This window comes from Prescottella equi, from assembly GCF_002094305.1.
GTDB classification, from domain to species: Bacteria; Actinomycetota; Actinomycetes; order Mycobacteriales; family Mycobacteriaceae; genus Prescottella; species Prescottella equi.
This window is the reverse complement of record NZ_LWTX01000002.1, coordinates 173,311-192,658: the sequence shown is the minus strand read 5'-3', so window position 1 is coordinate 192,658 and position 19,348 is coordinate 173,311. Positions and strand designations below refer to the sequence as shown.

Here is a 19,348-nt window from a genome sequence, read left to right as displayed (position 1 = left end):
AGGTGTCAGACGCCGTGCCGCCCCCCATCCACCCGCGAGGACAGGCCGCCCTCCTGGGCCCCGCCGAGGTCCGTGCGCTCGCCGAAGAGTTCGGGGTGCGCCCCACCAAACAACTCGGCCAGAATTTCGTGCACGATGCCAACACGGTGCGCCGGATCGTCACGGTGGCCGGCGTGGGTCCCGAGGACACCGTCCTCGAGGTCGGCCCGGGGCTCGGTTCGCTCACGCTGGCACTGCTCGACGTCGTCGACCGCGTGGTCGCCGTCGAGATCGACCCCAAGCTGGCCGCCCGCCTGCCCGCGACGGTCGCCGACCGCGCCCCCGAACTCACGGATCGGCTCACGGTCGTCGGCGCCGATGCGATGCGGGTGATGCCCGACGACGTCCCGGCGGAGCCCACCGCGGTGGTGGCGAATCTGCCCTACAACGTGGCCGTGCCGGTACTGCTGCACCTGTTCGCCGAGTTCCCGAGCCTGCGCACCGCATTGGTGATGGTGCAGGCCGAGGTGGCGGACCGGCTCGCGGCCACTCCGGGCAGCAAGGTGTACGGCGTGCCGAGCGTCAAGGCCAACTTCTTCGGCACGGTCAAGCGCGCCGGCCACGTCGGTCGCGCGGTGTTCTGGCCGGTGCCGCAGGTGGAGTCCGGCCTGGTGCGGATCGACCGGTACGAGCAGGCGCCGTGGCCGATCGACGCCGAGCATCGGCGCAAGGTCTTCGCCGTCATCGACGCGGCCTTCGCGCAGCGTCGCAAGACTCTTCGGGCAGCCCTTGCCGGGTGGGCCGGTTCGCCGGTCGAAGCCGAGCGCCGGCTCGTCGCGGCCGGGATCGAACCGTCCACGCGCGGTGAGAAACTCGATGCGGCAGCCTTCGTGCGGCTCGCGAACGTCTCGTAGTTCCAGACGGCCGACGCACCTCCTCGAAACGGCCTCGACCACAATGGTCCGGGTGGTCCGTTCTGTCGGACCTTCGCGACGGTGTCCCCGGCGACGGGGTTGGTGTGAGGAATGTGATGGTGAACAAGGGAATTCGGGCGATCGTGCGACGATCGGGTGCGGTTGTGGTCGTGGCCGCGGCGTTGACCGCGGCGGGATGTGGGACGTCCGTCGACGGTACGGCGACCGCCGCGAGTACTTCCGCGGCCGCGACGTCGTCGTCATCGTCGACGTCATCGACCGCACCACGCGAGGCCGATCTCGGTGGACGGGTCGACATCGACGTCGAGATCGGTGACTGTGTTCGCCTGGGCGGAACGGCGGACGCCGCGACGATCGACGAAGCGGTGTGCGGCAGTGACAAATCCAACTACAAGGTCGTCGGCAAGGCCGCGAAGAACGCGCAGTGCGCGTCGGACGTCGACCAGGTGTACTACGAGACCCGCTGGGGCAACGAACGTGGTGCGCTGTGCCTCGACATCGACTGGGTGATGGGCGGGTGCATGAGCCTGCCGGACGGTGACGACGACGAACCGCAGCGTGTCGAGTGCGACGACCCGTACGCTCCGGGTATCGAGCGTGCGATCGAGGTCATCGAGGGCGTCGTCGACGTCGAGCAGTGCTCGGAGGGCGGCTACGTCCACGACGAGCGCGAATTCACGGTGTGCACGGAGACGGTGCGTCCGCTGTAGACGTCGCCGAGCAGTCGGCGTCTCCTACTTTCGTAGGAAACGTCTCCTCCTTTCGTGCCGAAGCGGCCTGCGGGGCAGCGGAAACGGGCTGTGGCTCTCTAACTTCGTTGGAGTACAGCCTGTTTCCGCATCCGAAAGGTCTTCCTATGTCGAGTAGCTCGCTTCGTCGCGTCGCCACGGTGGTCGCGATCGCCGGTACCGCGATCCTGGTCTCGCCGGCCCTGTCCTCGGCCGCAACCGGCTCGCTCGGAGGCTCCCTCGGTAGCGCGTCCGGGTCGCTCGGCAGCTCCTCCGAGGAGCCTGCGGGTGGTTTCACGTGTGACGCCCTGTCGACCGAGTCGAATCCCGCCGGCTGGGGTGTGCCGTTCGAGGACGAGAAGGGGCAGGAGGCCGCGTACTCCGCGAGCAACGTCCTCGACGACAACGGTTCGCTCGAGCTGGCCGTGACCGGAACGACGGACCGCACCGCCTGGTACCACGAGGCCGGCAGCGTCGCGCTCGCGGACGTCATCTCGAGGGACATCGGTTTCGCCGAGAAGGCGGCCACGTCCACCGCGTCGTTCCAGATCCGTCTGCTGGGCACCAAGGGAGGCAAGTTCGAGAACGGCTTCACCACACTGGTGTGGGTCGCCGAGCCCGGCGCCGACGTCGCCCAGGGTGCCACCCACGAGGAGATCCAGAAGGGTCTGTGGTGGAGCACCCAGAACATCGACGGCGCGAAGGATCGTGTGCCGACCACGCTGGCGGCGATCTCGGCAGCGAACCCGAACGCGACCGTCGAGCACTACGGGGTGAGCGTCGGCTCGGGCTCGGCCGCGACGTCGACCTTGGTCGACGCCGTGCAGTTCAACGGGTGCACCACCGATTTCGCCAAGAACGATCCCGAACCGGCCGGAGCGGGTTCCCTGGGCAGCCTCGGCAACCTGTTCGGCAGCCTCTTCTCCTAGCGGCCGACGCCGCCCACGCACCAATTCTCCCGCTCAATGGGACCGGGCATTCCGTACGATTCGCGTCCGGCTAACGTCTGCGCGGATGTGTGGCGTGAGTCACACCGGAGCGACTGGAGGGTGCGTGGGCAGCAGGGCGAGGTTCGGCAAGAGCCTGACGACGGTGTTGGTGGTGGGTGCGCTGGCGCTCGCGGGCTGTGCCAGTTCGGACGACGGCGGTGGCGGCGACACCAGCGGTACCCGCACCCCGCCCGCGGTGGGCCTGGTGGGCGACCAGGCTCCGGACCCGACGGGTTCGACGCCGCAGCTCACCTTCAGCGTGCAGGCGCTCGCGGCAGTGCTCGATCCGGCCAGGACCACCGCCCGCGGCGGCAGCGGCGGCGACGAACTGGCCGCGGTCTACGACGTCCTGCTGCGGTACGACGAGGAGACGGGGGAGTTCGTACCGCGTCTCGCGCAGTCCCTGACGTCCGATCAGGAGGGCAACGTCTGGACGCTGAAGCTGCGCCCGGGCGTCACCTTCAGCGACGGAACCCCGCTCGACGCGAACGCGGTCGTCGCCAGCATCAACCGCTACAACGCCAACAAGGGCAACGGCGCTGCCGTGTGGGTCGACGCCGTCGCGTCGACGACGGCCGTCGACGCGCAGACGGTGGAGTTCCGGTTGAACAAGAAGTGGCCGACGTTCCCGTCGATGCTCGCACTCGGCCACGGCATGATCGTCGCGCCCGGGGCGGGCGAGGGCGAAGCCTTCAAGCCGATCGGCGCCGGCCCGTTCGTCCTCGACCGCTACGCGCCCAACGAGGAGCGGGTGCTCACGGCGCGCGCCGACTACTGGAACGGCAAGCCCAAGTCCGACAAGTTGCGCTTCATCGCGTTGAGCGGTTCGCGGGAGAACCTGGAGTCGATGCGCACCAACGGTATCGACATCGGATTTCTGCGCGGCAACCCGCAGGCGATCTACGACACGATCGACGCCGGTTACCCCGGATCCTTCAGCATCCTCAACAGTGGTGGCGCCGAGCTGGTCAACAACCGTGAGGGCCGACCGGGCGCGGATGTGCGGGTGCGCAGGGCAATTGCGCTCGCGATCGATCCGGAGCTGGTCGGTCAGCGCGGCGACAACGGCCTGGGCCTGCCGGGCAAGGCCATGTTCAACGATCTCTCCCGTTGGGCCACCGACGTCGAGGGCGTGCCGTTCGACCCGGACGCTGCCCGCAAGCTGCTCGACGAGGCGAAGGCCGACGGCTACGACGGCAAGCTGAACTACATCGTGCTGCAGGAGCCGAGTGAACAGGCGATCGGCCTGGCCGTGCAGTCCCTGCTGCAGGCGGTCGGCTTCACGGTGAACATCATCAACGCCAACAACGCCGGCGACATCGTCAAGCAGGTGTACGTGCAGCGTGACTACGACATGGCGCACGCCGGTATCGGTCTGTACGAGGCCATTCCGTACCTGGGTCTCGACACCACGCTGTCGGCGACGTCCACGGCCAACTTCGCGGGCTATTCGAACCCGCAGATGGAGGTGCTGCTCGACAAGCTGCAGGCGGCGGACGGCGACGACCAGATCCGCGGTGTGCTGGCGGAGATCCAGACGCTGTGGAACGAGACCGTCCCGAGCGTCCCGGTGAGCTCGGTGATGATCTACGTCGCCTGGCAGAAGAATGTCGGCGGTGTCGTTCCCACTGCGACGGGAATCATGCTGCTCGACAAGGCCGGTCGCAACTGAGCGTCGACGAGCCGGTGACGTGACGAGGGCCCGGTGACCATACGGTCGCCGGGCCCTCGTATTGCGCCTGCTCTAGGCGGACGGGCTGAACCGCCGCAGCCGGAGGCTGTTGCTGACCACGAACACGCTCGAGAACGCCATCGCCGCACCGGCGAGCATCGGGTTCAGCAGACCCGCCGCGGCCAGGGGGATCGCCGCCGCGTTGTAGGCGAACGCCCAGAACAGGTTCCCCTTGATGGTGCGAAGGGTCCTGCGGGACAGCTCGATCGCGTCGGCGGCCGAGCGCAGGTCGCCGCGAACGAGGGTGATGTCGGCGGCTTCGATCGCGACATCGGTGCCCGTGCCCATCGCCAGGCCCAGATCGGCCTGGGCAAGAGCGGCCGCGTCGTTCACACCGTCGCCGACCATCGCGACAACCTTGCCCTCGGCCTGCAGGTTCTTGACGGCGTCGACCTTGTCGCCGGGCAGCACCTCGGCGACGACGGTGTCGATGCCCACCTGCGCCGCCACGGTGCGGGCGACGGTCTCGTTGTCGCCGGTGAGCAGCACCGGGTTCAGACCCAGTTGCTTGAACCGGCGGACGGCGTCCGCACTGGTGTCCTTGATGGCGTCGGCGACCACGAACACGGCGCGGGCCTGTCCGTCCCAGCCTGCGGCGATCGCGGTGCGGCCCAGCTTCTCGGCCTCCCGCTTCGCGCGGGCGAGGTCGTCGGGCAGGTGCTGCGACCAGTCCGCGAGCAGACTCTCGCGTCCGGCGACCACGGCGTGGCCGTCGACGATGCCCTGCACACCCTTGCCCTCGACGTTGACGAAATCCTCGACGGAGGGCAGGGAACCGACGCCCTCGGCGGCTCCTGCCGCGACCGCCTGCGCGATCGGATGCTCGGACGCGTTCTCGAGCGCGCCCACCAGGCGCAGCGCCTCGTCGCGGTCGACGCCGTCGGTGGTGACGACGTCGATCAGCGTCATCTTGCCCGTGGTGACGGTGCCGGTCTTGTCGAGCACGATGGTGTCGACGCCGCGGGTGGTCTCGAGAACCTCAGGACCCTTGATGAGGACGCCCAGTTGGGCGCCGCGGCCGGTGCCGACCAGCAGCGCGGTGGGGGTTGCCAGACCGAGGGCGCAGGGGCAGGCGATGATGAGCACCGCGACGGCGGCCGTGAACGCCATCTGCAGGGGGTTGCCGGTGCCGATCCAGTAGCCCAGGGCTGCAACGGAGATCGCGATCGCGATCGGGACGAACACGCCGGCGATGCGGTCGGCGAGGCGCTGCACCTCGGCCTTGCCGTTCTGGGCGTCCTCGACCAGCGCGGCCATCTGCGCGAGTTGGGTGTCGCTACCGACACGGCGGGCGCGCACCACGAGCCGTCCGCCCGCGTTCACGGTGGCGCCGACGACGTCGTCGCCGACTCCCACCTCGACGGGCACAGATTCGCCGGTGAGCATGCTCATGTCGACGGCCGAGTTGCCCTCCACGACGACGCCGTCGGTGGCGACCTTCTCGCCGGGCCGGACCACGAAGAGGTCGTCGACGCGCAATTGGTCCGCGGGAATGCGGGATTCGACGCCGTCACGCAGCACCGAGACTTCCTTGGCGCCCAGTTCGAGCAGAGCACGCAGTGCCGCACCGGCGGTTCGCTTCGACTTGGCCTCGAAGTACCGTCCCGCGAGCACGAACGTGATGACACCGGCCGCGACCTCGAGATAGATGTTCGCGGCGCCGTCCATCCGGTCGACGGTCAGCTCGAACGCGTGCTTCATCCCGGGGGTGCCGGCGGTGCCGAAGAACAGTGCGTACAGCGACCACGCGAAGGCTGCGGTGGTGCCGAGCGAGATGAGGGTGTCCATGGTCGCGGTGCCGTGGCGCAGATTGGTCCAGGCGGCGCGGTGGAAGGGGAGGCCGGCCCACACGATCACCGGGGCGGCGAGGGTGAGCGAGAGCCACTGCCAGTTGTCGAACTGCAGGGCCGGGACCATCGCCATCGCGATCACCGGCACCGACAGGATCGCCGAGACGATCAGACGGGTGCGTAGCGCGGTGAGTTCGCGATCACGCGGATCGTCGGTGGGGCCGGACTCGTCGGCCGAGGGGGGAGTGGGCAGGGTCGCGGTGTAGCCGGCGTTCTGCACCGCGGTGACGAGGTCGTCGGTGCTGACACCCTCGGGGAAGGCGATCTTCGCCTTCTCGGTGGCGTAGTTGACCGTAGCGGTGACGCCCTCGATCTTGTTGAGCTTCTTCTCGACTCGGGCGGCGCACGAGGCGCACGTCATACCGCCGATCGCGAGTTCGATGGTGTCGTTGCGGCCGGTGGTGAGATCGGCGGTAGTCATCAGTGTCCTCCTTCGTGACCGTCGTGAGGTGCGGATACGGATCCTGTGGCCGATGGCGCGGTCGCCGGTCCGACCGGAACGGTGAACTCGGCGGTGCGGACGGTGCCCCGGTGCTGGAAGTCGAGGAACAGTCGGTAGGTACCGACGCTCGGGGCCTGTGCGTGGAACGTGACGTCCGGGCCGGGCGCGGTGACACCGTCGCCGGGTTCGCCTTCGGGGTGCACGTGCAGGTAGGCCAGGTCGCCGGTGCGCAGCGCGACCAGGTGACCGTATGCGCCCAGGTAGGGATCGAGATCAGTGACGGGCGCGCCGTCGCGGGCGACCGTGAGCGTCAGCGGTCCGCCTGCGGTGCCGAGGTCGCCGTCGAGGGTGATGGTGTAGCCGTCGACCGTCGCCGTGCGCGACGGGGTCGGCAGTGCCGCCGGCTGCAGATCGCCGCCGACGTCGACGTTCCGGCCCAGGGTGAGTTGGCGGGGAGCGCCGCTCGCCTGGAAGTCGGCGAACACGCGATACGTGCCGCCCGTGGGCCAGGTCCAGTCGATCGACCATGTGCCGTCGGGCCCGAGCGTGGGGTGGACGTGTCGGAACTGGCTGGTGTCCGAGCGGACGACGATGAGGTGCAGCTGCTTCTCGTGCAGGTCGTCGTACTCGCGCACCGGCGCTCCGTCCGCGTCCAGGATGCGGAAGCTCAGGGTGCCGGCCTGGCCGGCGCTGGTGGGCGAGGTGACCTCGCCGAGGGTGTAGCCGTCCTGCGAGACCTGTAACCCGGCGGGGGCACTCGAGGCGGGCTCGGGGTCCGCGGCCGCGTGGCTGTCGGAGTGTGTGCTCGTCATGTCGATCGGACTTCCCGTGACGGCGCCCACGCCGAGGGCCGCGGCGAAGACGACCGCGAGCCCCCCGGCGTAGGCGATGAGCGTGGTGGACGTACGCATCGGATTCCTCAGATCGGCTGGGCGGTGTAGCCCGCCTCCTCGACCGCGGCGGTGACCGCGTCGACGGGGAGGGGTGCCGCGGATGTGACGGTGAGGCGGCCGGACTTCAGATCGACCGCGACGTCGGAGACGCCGCCGATCGCGCCGACCTCTTCCTTGACCGAGGAGACGCAGTGTCCGCAGGTCATTCCGGTGACGGTGTATTCGGCGGTGCTCATGTCGGACTCCTTGCTTAGGTACCACTACCCGGTGTGGGTACTTCGTTCTGACATCTCGAAGGTACCCCTGGGGGGTATCCACTTGCAAGGGATTCGAAGAGATCTGCGTCACTGCGACGAAGTGTGACGAGGGTCCCCGGGCGCATCCGGGCTGCGTGTGGTTGACTGGTCCTCGGTCGTAGTTTTTGTGTTTGTGTTAGTCCACGCTCGCAAATCCTGAAGTTGCGGGCGGACGGGTTCTCTCTCCGAGGATCGACGAAGCCGCCGTGTGACACCGGCCCGGGAACCCCTGACCTGGAGTTTCCCGAGTTTGCACTTCGTAAGAGAGAGAAAGAAACATGGCAGAAGGCACCGTGAAGTGGTTCAACGCTGAAAAGGGCTTCGGCTTCATCGCGCCCGACGACGGCAGCGCCGACGTCTTCGTCCACTACTCGGCCATCCAGACCAACGGCTTCCGCACCCTCGAGGAGAACCAGCGCGTTCGCTTCGAGATCGGTCAGGGCAACAAGGGCCCGCAGGCCACCGACGTCACCGCGGTCTGATTCCGCTCCCGGTCTGACCGGGATCTGACGTGCACGGGGCCCCATCCGCGAGGATGGGGCCCCGTTTCGGCGTTTCACGGCCGGATTCGTGGCACCGGTCGCCGGTTCGGAAGTAGGGTTCGGCAACCGCTCAGGTGACCGAAGGGACGACGGTGGCTGCCTACGAACTGCGCGCACTCGCGGACCGTGCCGAGATCGGCGACGTGCTGCTCCGCTACTTCCGGGGCGTCGATCGCCGCGACTGGAACCTGGTGCGTGGCTGCTTCTTCGAGGATGCGCACAACGACTACGCGCCGTTCTACCAGGGCGGGCTGGACGACTTCATGCAGTTCCTCGCGGACCCTGGCGGGTTCGGCCTGTTCGATCGCACGTTCCATTTCGCGGGGAATCAGCTGATCGAGCTGGACGGTGACACCGCCGACGCCGAAACCTACGCGATGGCGCAGCACACCAGTGCGGCCGACACGGGTCACGCCACCCGCAACTTCCTGGTCGTATGGTTGCGCTACCTCGACCGGTTCGAGCGCCGCGACGGCCGGTGGGCCATCGCGGATCGCCGGATCGAGGTCGACTGGATCCGTAACGATGTCGGCGGCGGTTGGATGGACGTGCCCGGTCAGGCGCCGCGGTAACGCTCGGCGACCAGCGCGTGGTGCGCCGCGCGGCGTCGGCACTCGTCACGTAGTTCCGGGGGATCGAGCACCGTGAAGTCGACGTCGAACGCGCTCAGCCAGCGGGCGATCGACGACGGCGATTCGCCCGCCAGGGCAATCACGCACCGACCGTCCGGCGCGTCTTCGAGCGTGCCCCACGCGGCGTCCACCATCGGCGCGATGTCCCCGATCGGAGCGTGCAGCAGCACTCGGGCGCGCACACGCGTCACCGCTCGGCCGATGCCGCGCGCGACGAACTCCGCGGCCCCGCCGGGCGGGAGTGCGCGAGGGGTGAAGCGCGGTCCGGTGGGAATCTTCGGATCCATGCGGTCGACGCGGAACGACCGCCAGTCCTCCCTCGACAGGTCCCACGCCATCAAATACCACCGCGATCCGGAGCGGACCAGGCGATACGGCTCCACCTCTCGGCGGCTCTCGCCGCCGTCGTGCGTCCGGTAGTCGAAGCGGAGACGCTCGTGGCCGTGGCACACCGATGCGATCGCGGACAGCACCGCGGCGTCCACCGCGCTGGGCGCGGGTTCGCGCTGCACGACGTCCACCTGCAGTGCCTCGAGTCGGTGTCGCAGCCGTGACGGCATCACCTGCCGCAACTTGGTGAGTGCGCGTACCGACGACTCGCCGATGCCCACGACCGAGCCTGTCGCGCCGGACTGCAGCCCGAGCGCGACGGCGAGCACCTCGTCGTCGTCGAGCAGCAGCGGCGGCATCTCCGCGCCCGCGCCGAGCCGGTACCCGCCCCCCACGCCGACGGTCGCGTCGACGGGGTAGCCGAGGCCGCGCAGTTTGTCGACGTCGCGTCGCACCGTCCGTGGGGTGATGTCCAGGCGCTCGGCCAGTTCCACGCCCGACCAGTCCCGTCGGGTCTGGAGCAGGGAGAGCAGCCGGAGCAGCCGTGCCGAGGTTTCCCGCATGCGTCGAAGTATCCCGGAGATTGCGGACGCCAGGTGTCCGCAATTGCTCCTAGCTTTCGTGGTCGGACGAAACGAATCACGAAAGCGGGAGGCGGAAGCGATGCACGCGATGATCCGGACGGTGGGTCTGACCAAACGATTCACGCAGGGCAAGAACACGGTGCAGGCGGTCGTGGACGTCGATCTCGACGTCGCCGAGGGCGAGCTGGTGGCGCTGCTCGGACCCAACGGTGCGGGCAAGTCGACAACTCTGCGCATGCTGACGACACTGCTGGAGCCCACCGCGGGTCGCGCCGAGGTCGCCGGCTTCGACGTCACCGCGGATCGCGACGAGGTGCGGCGCCGGATCGGCTACGTCGGCCAGGGGAGCGGGGCCGGGCACAATCAGCGCGTCCGGGACGAGCTGGTGACGCAGGGACGCTGTTACGGGATGACGAGGCAGGCGTCGGACGCCCGCGCGAACGAACTGCTCGCGGCCCTCGACCTCGACGACCTCGCCACCCGCAAGGTCAGCACGCTCTCCGGTGGACAGCGCCGACGTCTCGACATCGCGCTCGGTCTGGTGCACCGGCCGCCGCTGCTGTTCCTCGACGAGCCGACCACCGGAATGGACCCGCAGAGCCGGGCCAACCTGTGGGATCACATCCTGCGCCTGCGGGAGTCGATGGGCACCACGATCGTGCTCACGACGCACTACCTCGAAGAGGCCGACGCGATGGCCGAACGCGTGATCGTCATCGATCGCGGCACGGTGATCGCCGACGACACCGCGTCCGCACTCAAGGCGGATCTCGCGGGCGATCTGTTGACGGTGGGCTTCGACGACGCCGTCGCGGCCGCCGAGGCGGCCCGGCTGGCCGGGGAGCTCGTCACGGTCCGCGACGTCACGGTGGTCGGGACATCGGTGCGGATTCGTACGAGCGAGGGCGACGCGACGCTGCCGGAGCTGCTCCGGAGAAGCGAACTTTCCGGCCTGCGTGTCACGACCGCCGACATCACGCGGCCGACCCTCGACGACGTCTTCCTGGGCCTGACCGGACGCAGCCTGCGAGAAACGGCCGCCGCATGAACGTCTTCCCTTCCACACCTCTCGCCTTCCACACTCCAGGAGACCTCTCATGACCGGAATCGTCCGCGACAGTGGCATCGTGATGGCCCGCGAACTGCGACCCACACTGCGCGACCCCGTGAGCGTGGTGTTCAGCCTCGCTCAGCCGTTGATCCTGCTGGCGCTGTTCGGCCCACTCCTGAAGAACGTCCCGGGCATGGGCGAGGGCGTGTGGAACTGGTTCATCCCCGGTGTGCTGGTGATGATCGCGATCTTCGGGACCTCGATGACGGGCTCGAACCTGCTGATGGAGATGCAGCAGGGCTCGCACGAACGGATGCTGGTGACGCCTCTGCACCGCTCGGCGCTGCTGATCGGCCGGGCGGCGAAGGAAATGGTTCCGCTTGCCGCGCAGGCGGTCCTGATCATTCTGGTGGCGTTGCCACTGGGTCTCGACGTCGATCCACTCGGCGCGGTCGTGGGCATCGCGGTGCTCGGCGTGTTCGGGGTGGGCCTGGGCGCACTGTCGTACGCGCTGGCGCTCGCCGTGCGGGATCAGGACTGGATGTTCTGGGTGGTGCAGCAGACGCTGATGTTCCCGATGCTCATCCTGTCGGGCACGATGCTCCCCCTCGACGACGCCCCGAGCTGGATGCGCGCTCTGGTCGCGATCAATCCGCTCGGGTACGTCGTCGACGCCGAGCGCGCGCTGTTCGCGGGCGATCTCGCGTCCGGGCCGGTGCTGTCGGGCGTGATCGCAGCCGCCACCGTGGCGGCCGTGGGCCTCGGTGTGGGCGTGCGGTCCGTCCGCTAGCCGGAAGTGCCGCCTGAGGTGCGTTTTCGTCACCTCGGGCGCACCGCCTATTGTTGGAACCTGTGCTTTCCGTCGTTCCTCGCCCCGTCACCGTCCGGGCGCCGTCCAAGGTCAACCTGCACCTGTCGGTAGGTGACCTGAGGGAGGACGGCTACCACGAGCTGCGCACCGTCTTCCAGGCGCTGTCCCTCGCGGACGACGTGTCCGTGATCGCGTCGGACGCGCTGTCGGTCCGTGTGCGCGGTGAGGGCGCCGAGTCGGTGCCCACCGACCACACCAACCTCGTCTGGAAGGCCGCCGAGATGCTGGCCGCCGAGGCGGGGATCGCGCCCGACGTGGAGATCTCGATCGTCAAGGGCATCCCGGTGGCGGGCGGCATGGCCGGCGGCAGCGCCGACGCGGCGGCCGCGCTGGTCGCGCTCAACGAACTGTGGCGGCTCGGGCTCGATCGGGACGCCCTTTCCGTCTTCGCCGCCCGCCTCGGCAGTGACGTCCCGTTCTCCTTGCACGGCGGCACCGCCGTCGGCACCGGGCGCGGCGAGAAGCTGCTGCCGGTGCTCTCCCGCGATTCGTTCCACTGGGTGCTCGCCCTCGCCAAGGGCGGACTGTCGACGCCGACGGTGTTCCGTGAACTCGATCGACTGCGCGTGGAGGGTGACCCGCCGCGGGTCGGCGACGTCGACGATCTCATGCACGCGCTCGCGTCCGGTGACGCGGAGGCGCTGGCTCCGCTGCTCGGCAACGACCTGCAGGCGGCGGCGCTGTCGCTGGCCCCCGACCTGCGGCGCACGCTGCGCGCCGGCGTGACGGCCGGTGCGCTCGCGGGCATCGTGTCCGGCTCCGGTCCCACTTGCGCGTTCCTGTGTGCGGACGCCGACGCAGCGGTCGCGGTGGGGGCGGAACTCTCGGGTGCGGGAGTGTGCCGCACCGTACGTGTCGCGAGCGGGCCGGTGCCCGGCGCACGCGTGATCGACTCCGAGCCGGAAGGCAGCCTCTGATGGCGAATTTGATCAATCTCGAACAGGTTTCGAAGTCCTTCGGCATCAAGCCGCTGCTCGACTCCGTCTCGCTCGGTGTGCAGGAAGGTGAGCGGATCGGTGTCGTCGGCCTCAACGGCGGCGGCAAGACGACGATGCTCGAGGTCCTCGCGGGCCTCGAGGAGCCGGACTCGGGCCGGGTGAGCCGGGTCGGCGGACTGCGCATGGCGGTCGTCACCCAGCGCGGTGTGCTCCCGTCCGGATCGACGGTCGGTGACGTCGTCCTGGGCCCGCTCGGTGTCGCGGACCACGAGTGGGCCGGTGACGCCCGTATCCGTGGCATCCTCGCCGGTATCGGCATCGACAACCTCGGGCTCGACGCATCGGTCGACGGGCTGTCCGGCGGTGAGCGGCGTCGCGTCGCCCTGGCCGCGGCGCTCGTGCAGGAACTCGATCTGCTGGTGCTCGACGAGCCCACCAACCATCTCGACGTCGAGGGCGTGCAGTGGCTCGCCGAGCATCTGGTGTCGCGGCGCTCCGCGCTCGTGGTCGTCACGCACGACCGTTGGTTCCTCGACACCGTCGCCACCCGCACGTGGGAGGTGGTGGGCGGCAAGGTCGAGAGCTACGAGGGCGGCTACAACGACTGGATCTTCGCCCGCGCCGAACGTGCCCGGCAGGCCGACGCCGCGGAGGAGCGGCGCCAGAATCTCGCGCGCAAGGAACTGGCGTGGCTGCGCCGCGGACCGCAGGCTCGCACCTCCAAGCCGAAGTACCGGGTGGAGGCGGCCGAGGCGCTCATCGCCGACGTGCCCGCCCCGCGTGACAGCATCGCGCTCGCGTCGTTCGCGAAGCGGCGGCTGGGCCGGGTGGTCGTCGAACTCGAGGATGCCACGCTCACGACGCCGGACGGCCGCGAACTGGTCCACGACCTCACGTGGCGGCTGGCGCCCGGCGAGCGGGTCGGCCTGGTCGGCGTCAACGGCTCCGGCAAGACGACGCTGCTGCGCACTCTCGCAGGCGAACTGGAACCGGCGTCGGGCAAGCGGATCCAGGGCCAGACCGTCAAGATCGGCTGGCTCCGACAGGAACTCGACGACCTGCCCACCGACATGCGGGTGCTCGACGCCGTCAAGGATGTCGCGGAGCGGATCACACTGGGCGACAAGGAGATCTCGGCCGGACAGCTCGCCGAACGGCTCGGCTTCGCGCCGGCCCGCCAGCGCACGCCGGTCGGCGACCTGTCCGGTGGCGAGCGTCGTCGTCTGCAGCTCACCCGCGTCCTGATGGCCGAGCCGAACGTGCTGCTGCTCGACGAGCCCACCAACGACCTCGACATCGACACCCTGCAGCAGCTCGAGGACCTGCTCGACGGCTGGGCCGGGACGATGGTCGTCATCTCCCACGACCGCTACCTCATCGAGCGGATCTGTGACACCACGTGGGCGTTGTTCGGCGACGGCAAGCTGACCAACCTGCCCGGTGGCATCGAGGAGTACCTGCGCCGACGCGCGATCCTGGCCCAGAAGCCGGAGAACGTAGCGCAGTCGGTGGCGTCGACGGCCGGGGCGGCCGCTCCGAAGGTGGCGCGCGACGGCGCGGCCGACCGCGCCGCCCGCAAGGAACTGTCCCGGCTCGAGCGTGCGGTCGCGAAGCTCGACGAGCGCGAGGCGAAGCTGCACGCCCAGCTGGCGGAGGCCGCGACCGATCCGGCCAGGTTGATGACCCTCGACGCCGAGCTCAAGCAGGTGGTGGCCGAGAAGGAAGCGGCCGAGGAGCAGTGGATGGAGCTCGCGTCCGAACTCGACTGAGGCGGGGCGGAATCGCTGCCGGGCAACGATAATCGCACTACACACCTCATTCGGGCGCGCGGGCGGATAGCCTGCAGTTGTCACCGTACGCGCGGGTGGAGGGCGGGCATCGTGGATCTGGAGGCGATAGCCGAGATCAGTCGGCTCAAGTACCGGTACGTGCGCGCTCTCGACACCAAGTCGTGGGCGGACTTCGCGGAGACACTCATGCCGGACGTCACCGCCACGTACGCGGAGCATCTGCGGTTCGACTCGCGCGACGCGTTCGTCTCCTTCCTGCAGGACACGCTCGGCCCGCACGTGATCACCGAACACCACTGCGGGCATCCCGAGATCGACGTCCACGGCGACACCGCGACGGGAATCTGGTACCTGTCCGACACCGTCGTGGTGCCGGGCGATCAGATGGTGATGCACGGCGCCGCCTTCTATCAGGACCGCTACACCAGGGACTCGGCGGGACGGTGGAAGATCGCCGCCACGACGTACGAGCGCACCTACGAATCGGTGTACTCGCTGGTCGACGTGCCCAGTTTCCGTCTCACCTCCAACCGCTGGGCCCTCATCGGGTCGCCGCAGCCGGGGGTGTCCGGGGTGGCGCCGTGACCGCATTCCCGCCCGCCGGTGCCCTGCCCTACCTGACGGTACGCGGGGCGCGGGAGGCGCTCGAGTGGTATCGGAAGGCTTTCGGGGCTGAGGTCGTGGGCGAGCCGATCGTGATGGACGACGGGCGGATCGGACATGCCGAGCTGCGCCTGCCTACCGGGTTGATCTACCTCGCGGAGGAGTTCCCGGAGATGGGGCTGACGGCCCCCGAGTCGGGTGCCACCTCGGTGAGTCTGATGCTCCCGGTCGACGACACCGATGCGGTGCTCGAACGTGCCCACGACGCGGGCGGCACCGTCGAGCGCTGGATCTCCGAGAACTACGGTCGGCGCAACGCGACGCTGATCGACCCCTTCGGGCATCGCTGGATGCTCTCGGGCCCGGCGAAGGGCGACTCCGCTCGATAGGGTCGGTCGGTGGCCGTTCCGTCTCCCGCCGACTTCCCCGACACCCGCAGCTGGATCCGCGCCATTCCGGGCGCGGCGACGTCACCGCCGCCGAGCGGTCTGCCGATGCCCGGCGACCCGAACCTGCCCACCGACCCGGTCGCGCTGTTCGTGTCGTGGCTGAGGGAGGCGGTCGCTGCGGGCGTCGCGGAACCGCACGTCGCGACGCTGTCGACGGTCGATCCGGCGGGCGATCCGGACGCCCGGACGCTGTTGCTCAAGGACGTCACCGAGCGGGGATGGTGGTTCTCGAGCGACCGGCGGTCGCCGAAGGCCCGTCAGCTCGGCGCGCATCCCGCCGCGGCACTGACCTTCTACTGGCGCGAACAGGGCCGTCAGGTGCGGGTCTGCGGTCGAGTCGAGCGGGGCGACGCCGACGTGACCGCCCGCGACTTCCGCGAGCGGTCGATCACGGCGCGGGCGGCGGCCGCGGCGAGTCGGCAGAGCGAGATCCTCGCCGACGCCGCAGAGTACGACGCTGCCGTCCGGGCCGCGGAATCCGAGATGGAGGCCGACCGATCGTTCGTTTCGGCAACCTGGCAGGCTTGGTGTCTGGTTCCGGCGACAGTCGAGTTCTGGCACGCAGACCCGGGCCGACGGCACCTGCGTGTCCGCTACCGACGCCTCCGTCCCCCGGAGGGGTCGGGTTGGCGCTCCGACGCGTTGTGGCCGTGAACAGTTCGACAGAAAGGGAGATGTGATGGCCTCGTTCATCCAGACCCAGGTGCACGGAAACGTCGCGGAGATCGTGCTCGATCGACCGAGGGCGCTCAACGCCTTGGACGGCAGCATGATTCGCGACATGTACGCCGCGCTGACCAAGTGGCGCGACGACGACGCGATCACGGCGGTGCTGGTGACCAGCGCGTCGGAACGCGCCTTCTGCGCGGGCGGCGACATCAAGTCCGTCCGCCAGTCCGCCCTCGACCGCGACCACAACGCGGTCCATGCGTTCTTCGCTGCCGAGTACAAGCTCAACGCGCTCATCGCGAACTACCCCAAGCCGTACGTCGCGCTCATCGACGGCCACGCGATGGGCGGCGGTCTCGGCATCTCGGTGCACGGGTCGGTGCGGGTGGTCACGGAGAAGGCCGGCCTCGCGATGCCCGAGACGGCCATCGGCTTCTTCCCCGACATCGGTGCCAGCTACTTCCTGCCGCGGCTGACCGGCGCGACGGGGATGTACCTGGGCCTGACCGGGGCGCGCGCGTCGGCGGCCGACGCCGTGTTCGCGGGCCTGGCCACGCACTTCGTGCCGAGCGACAAGCTCGGCGCACTCGCCGACGACATCCGCGCGATGAGCGGCACGGACCTGGACGCGGTGCTGGCGCGGCACACCACCGAGGCGCCGGCGTCGGAGCTGAAGGATCAGCTGGGCGAGATCGACCGGGTCTTCGGGTCGGGCGACATCACCGACATGGTGGCGCGGCTGACCGGCGACGACGAGTGGACCAAGCAGACCCGTGAGGCTCTCACCACGCTGGCCCCCAGCAGCCTGTGGATCACCGCGGAGCTGGTGCGCCGGGGTGCGGACCTGACCCTCGAGCAGTGCCTCGACCTCGAGCTGGTGCTCGGCGCCGAGGTGACCCGCAACGCCGACTTCATCGAGGGCGTGCGGGCCGTGCTGGTCGACAAGGACCGCAACCCGTCGTGGAATCCGCCGTCGATCGACGACATCGACGCCGAGGCGATCGAGGCGCTGTTCACCGAGATCACCGCCGAACTGGCGGGATAACCGCGGTCAGACCGGCGCGGGCAGGTCGAGCCGCAGCCGGGCACCGCCGAGCGGACTGTCGGTCAGTTCGGCGGTGCCGCCGTGCAGTGCCGCTAGTTGGGCGACGAGTGCGAGCCCGAGCCCGGACCCGACGGGGTGGGCGGACGCTCCGCGCGCGAAGCGCTCGAACACCGCCGTCCGCTCGTCTTCCCGGACGCCGACGCCGTTGTCGTCGACGGTGATCGTGATCGCGTGGGCAGTCGCGGCGACGGTGATCTCGATGCGATCGGCGCGGCCGTGCCGGACGGCGTTCGTGACGGCGTTGTCGAGGACGGATCGCAGTCCGGACGGGAGGCCGCGCATCGGGGACGACGATGCCGGTGCCGTCAGCCGGACGTCCACGTCGGGCAGGCGCCGAGACGATTCCTGGACACAGCGGTCCGCCAGTTCCACCAGATCGACGTCCTCGTGATCGGCGGGATCGGAGAGTTCACCCACCGCGAGGCTTTCGAGATCGGTGAGTGTCGACTCGATCTGCCGTTCGGTGGAGCGCAGTTCGCGCAGGATCTCGGCGCGTTGGGTCTCGGTGAGCGGCATCGTCGCGAGCACCTCGAGATCGGTGCGCATCGACGTGAGCGGTGTGCGCAGTTCGTGGGCGGAGACGGCCGCGAAATCGCGCGCCGCTCCCAGTGCGTCCTGAGTTCGACTCTGGGCCTTTCCGATTCGATCGAGCATGTGCCGGATCGCTTCACCGAGTTCCTCCGCCTCGCGCGCCCCGCGGATGTCCGGGAGCGACGCGGGTAGTTCGTCCCCCACGGTGTGGGTGGCTGCCGCGAGTCGCTGCAGCGGGCGCACGGCACGGCCGGCGAGGAGCCATCCGAGGCCGGCGGCCACCGCGATCGCGGCAACGGCCACCCCCGCGACCTGCCACTGCTGTTCCCGGATGGCCCGGCTGAGGGCGTCCTCCGGTACGGACACGGCAATCACCTCGCCGAGAGTGCCGGCGATGGTGACGTCCTTCGCGCGCACCGCGGCACCGTCGATCGTGGTCGTGCGGACCGGTTCGGACACCGCGGGGGTCGAATAGCCGTCGAGTGCGGCGATCTCGGGAGGACCTGCCGGGAAGTCGTTCGGCGCGGAAGTGGCGGGGGCGACGCTCAGCGATACCGAATCGAGGGTGCGGTCGAGCTGCTCGGAGCCGTTGACCCGGAGGAACACCGCGAACGCCACACCGATCGCGGCGATCACGATCGCCGCGGCGAGTGCGGAGACCACGGCGACACGGGCGCGCAGCGACAGCGACGGGCGGCGCACGGTCACGGCTGCTCCCTGAGTACGAAGCCGACTCCCCGCACGGTATGCAGCACTCGCGGCCTGCCACCGGCCTCCAACTTTCTCCGCAGGTACGTCGCGAAGACGTCCACCACGTTGGTGTCCGCGTCGAAGTCGTAGCCCCACACCAGCTCCAGCAGTCGGACCCGGCTGAGCACGATGCCGGCGTTCTCGGCGAGAACCTCGAGCAGATCGAATTCCCGTTTGGTGAGGTCGATTCGCTCGCCTCCCATGTGGACGCGGCGGCCCGGCAGGTCCACCTCCAACGGTCCGACCGTGACAGTCCCGGCCGGCGCCGGTGTCCGCGGCGCCCGGCGGAGCAGCGCGCGCAGCCGGGCGACGAGCTCGCCCAGTTCGAACGGTTTGGTGAGATAGTCGTCGGCCCCGGCCTCGAGTCCCGCGATCCGGTCGCCGACCGTGCTGCGCGCGCTGAGCACACAGATCGGAACATCGTTCCCCATCGCCCGTAGCGCGGTGACGACGCTCACCCCGTCGAGGACGGGCATGTTCACGTCGAGCACGATCGCGTCCGGGCGGGACTCGGAGACGGCCCGCAGCGCGGAAGCTCCGTCGTCGGCGGTATCGAGTTCGAAACCGGAGAGTCGGAGCCCCCGCGTGAGGGACGACAGGACCTTGGGGTCGTCGTCGACGAGCAGGATACCGGCGCTGTCGGTCACTGCATCCATAGT

Annotated in this window: 20 protein-coding genes; 14 read left to right on the top strand and 6 right to left on the bottom strand. The window is 69.4% G+C overall.

Annotated features, from left to right (window positions below):
- The first annotated feature begins 2 nt into the window (after nt 1-2).
- The 4 genes from rsmA to A6I89_RS06460 all read left to right on the top strand — a co-directional run bounded on the left by rsmA (nt 3) and on the right by A6I89_RS06460 (nt 4,303).
- A complete protein-coding gene (rsmA, locus tag A6I89_RS06475; RefSeq protein WP_044990635.1) occupies nt 3-893 on the top strand; it encodes a 16S rRNA (adenine(1518)-N(6)/adenine(1519)-N(6))-dimethyltransferase RsmA in 891 nt (296 codons plus the stop codon).
- Nucleotides 894-1,009: 116 nt separating this feature from the next.
- Nucleotides 1,010-1,624, top strand: a complete 615-nt coding sequence (gene lppU, locus A6I89_RS06470) for an LppU family putative lipoprotein (protein ID WP_022594616.1) — start codon at nt 1,010-1,012, stop codon at nt 1,622-1,624.
- 146 nt (nt 1,625-1,770) lie between these two features.
- Complete coding sequence (locus tag A6I89_RS06465) at nt 1,771-2,571, top strand: hypothetical protein (protein ID WP_022594618.1); 801 nt, start codon at nt 1,771-1,773, stop codon at nt 2,569-2,571.
- Between the two features lie 124 nt (nt 2,572-2,695).
- Nucleotides 2,696-4,303 (top strand): ABC transporter substrate-binding protein, encoded by a 1,608-nt coding sequence (locus A6I89_RS06460; RefSeq protein WP_005514755.1) that lies wholly within the window; start codon nt 2,696-2,698, stop codon nt 4,301-4,303.
- A 72-nt stretch (nt 4,304-4,375) separates the two neighbouring features.
- On the opposite strand, the gene A6I89_RS06455 is transcribed toward A6I89_RS06460, so the two are convergent.
- Genes A6I89_RS06455 through A6I89_RS06445 form a run of 3 tightly spaced genes read right to left on the bottom strand, consistent with a single transcriptional unit; the run spans nt 4,376 to nt 7,784 of the window.
- Nucleotides 4,376-6,634 carry a heavy metal translocating P-type ATPase gene (locus A6I89_RS06455; RefSeq protein WP_022594620.1) on the bottom strand — a complete coding sequence of 753 codons (2,259 nt, stop codon included), beginning with the start codon at nt 6,632-6,634 and terminating at the stop codon, nt 4,376-4,378.
- Nucleotides 6,634-7,566: a hypothetical protein gene (locus A6I89_RS06450; protein WP_022594622.1), complete on the bottom strand. Its 933-nt coding sequence runs from the start codon at nt 7,564-7,566 to the stop codon at nt 6,634-6,636. The genes A6I89_RS06455 and A6I89_RS06450 overlap by 1 nt, the downstream gene beginning before the upstream one ends.
- Before the next feature lie 8 nt (nt 7,567-7,574).
- The gene (locus A6I89_RS06445; RefSeq protein ID WP_005514751.1) at nt 7,575-7,784 is read right to left on the bottom strand and encodes a heavy-metal-associated domain-containing protein; all 210 of its coding nucleotides are present in this window, start codon (nt 7,782-7,784) and stop codon (nt 7,575-7,577) included.
- Nucleotides 7,785-8,122: 338 nt separating this feature from the next.
- Between A6I89_RS06445 and cspE the strand changes: the two genes are divergently transcribed.
- Complete coding sequence (gene cspE, locus A6I89_RS06440; protein ID WP_005514750.1) at nt 8,123-8,326, top strand: transcription antiterminator/RNA stability regulator CspE; 204 nt, start codon at nt 8,123-8,125, stop codon at nt 8,324-8,326.
- Nucleotides 8,327-8,478: 152 nt separating this feature from the next.
- Nucleotides 8,479-8,958: a nuclear transport factor 2 family protein gene (locus A6I89_RS06435; RefSeq protein ID WP_232244699.1), complete on the top strand. Its 480-nt coding sequence runs from the start codon at nt 8,479-8,481 to the stop codon at nt 8,956-8,958.
- On the opposite strand, the gene A6I89_RS06430 is transcribed toward A6I89_RS06435, so the two are convergent.
- Nucleotides 8,943-9,911 carry a helix-turn-helix transcriptional regulator gene (locus A6I89_RS06430; protein ID WP_005514748.1) on the bottom strand — a complete coding sequence of 323 codons (969 nt, stop codon included), beginning with the start codon at nt 9,909-9,911 and terminating at the stop codon, nt 8,943-8,945. The two genes, A6I89_RS06435 and A6I89_RS06430, sit on opposite strands and share 16 nt — an antisense overlap.
- A 109-nt stretch (nt 9,912-10,020) precedes the next feature.
- On the opposite strand from A6I89_RS06430, the gene A6I89_RS06425 reads away from it, so the two are divergent.
- From A6I89_RS06425 to A6I89_RS06390, 8 genes are all read left to right on the top strand, one after another.
- On the top strand, nt 10,021-10,980 hold the full coding sequence (locus tag A6I89_RS06425) for an ATP-binding cassette domain-containing protein (RefSeq protein WP_013415228.1): 960 nt from the start codon (nt 10,021-10,023) through the stop codon (nt 10,978-10,980).
- 49 nt (nt 10,981-11,029) lie between these two features.
- On the top strand, nt 11,030-11,773 hold the full coding sequence (locus tag A6I89_RS06420) for an ABC transporter permease (RefSeq protein WP_013415229.1): 744 nt from the start codon (nt 11,030-11,032) through the stop codon (nt 11,771-11,773).
- A gap of 62 nt (nt 11,774-11,835) precedes the next feature.
- Nucleotides 11,836-12,771: a 4-(cytidine 5'-diphospho)-2-C-methyl-D-erythritol kinase gene (locus A6I89_RS06415; RefSeq protein WP_005514745.1), complete on the top strand. Its 936-nt coding sequence runs from the start codon at nt 11,836-11,838 to the stop codon at nt 12,769-12,771.
- Complete coding sequence (locus A6I89_RS06410; protein WP_005514744.1) at nt 12,771-14,561, top strand: ABC-F family ATP-binding cassette domain-containing protein; 1,791 nt, start codon at nt 12,771-12,773, stop codon at nt 14,559-14,561. Before A6I89_RS06415 ends, A6I89_RS06410 begins: the two co-directional genes overlap by 1 nt.
- A 111-nt stretch (nt 14,562-14,672) precedes the next feature.
- Complete coding sequence (locus tag A6I89_RS06405; RefSeq protein ID WP_005514743.1) at nt 14,673-15,167, top strand: nuclear transport factor 2 family protein; 495 nt, start codon at nt 14,673-14,675, stop codon at nt 15,165-15,167.
- Nucleotides 15,164-15,574, top strand: a complete 411-nt coding sequence (locus tag A6I89_RS06400; protein ID WP_005514741.1) for a VOC family protein — start codon at nt 15,164-15,166, stop codon at nt 15,572-15,574. Before A6I89_RS06405 ends, A6I89_RS06400 begins: the two co-directional genes overlap by 4 nt.
- 9 nt (nt 15,575-15,583) lie before the next feature.
- A complete protein-coding gene (locus A6I89_RS06395) occupies nt 15,584-16,288 on the top strand; it encodes a pyridoxine/pyridoxamine 5'-phosphate oxidase (RefSeq protein WP_022594626.1) in 705 nt (234 codons plus the stop codon).
- 22 nt (nt 16,289-16,310) lie between these two features.
- A complete protein-coding gene (locus A6I89_RS06390; RefSeq protein WP_080668370.1) occupies nt 16,311-17,348 on the top strand; it encodes an enoyl-CoA hydratase/isomerase family protein in 1,038 nt (345 codons plus the stop codon).
- 6 nt (nt 17,349-17,354) lie between these two features.
- Here A6I89_RS06390 and A6I89_RS06385 read toward each other — a convergent pair whose 3' ends face one another.
- Together A6I89_RS06385 and A6I89_RS06380 are read right to left on the bottom strand one after the other, a co-directional pair.
- The gene (locus A6I89_RS06385) at nt 17,355-18,647 is read right to left on the bottom strand and encodes a sensor histidine kinase (RefSeq protein ID WP_022594630.1); all 1,293 of its coding nucleotides are present in this window, start codon (nt 18,645-18,647) and stop codon (nt 17,355-17,357) included.
- Nucleotides 18,644-19,345 (bottom strand): response regulator transcription factor, encoded by a 702-nt coding sequence (locus tag A6I89_RS06380; protein ID WP_044990637.1) that lies wholly within the window; start codon nt 19,343-19,345, stop codon nt 18,644-18,646. The genes A6I89_RS06385 and A6I89_RS06380 overlap by 4 nt, the downstream gene beginning before the upstream one ends.
- Nucleotides 19,346-19,348 lie beyond the last annotated feature (3 nt).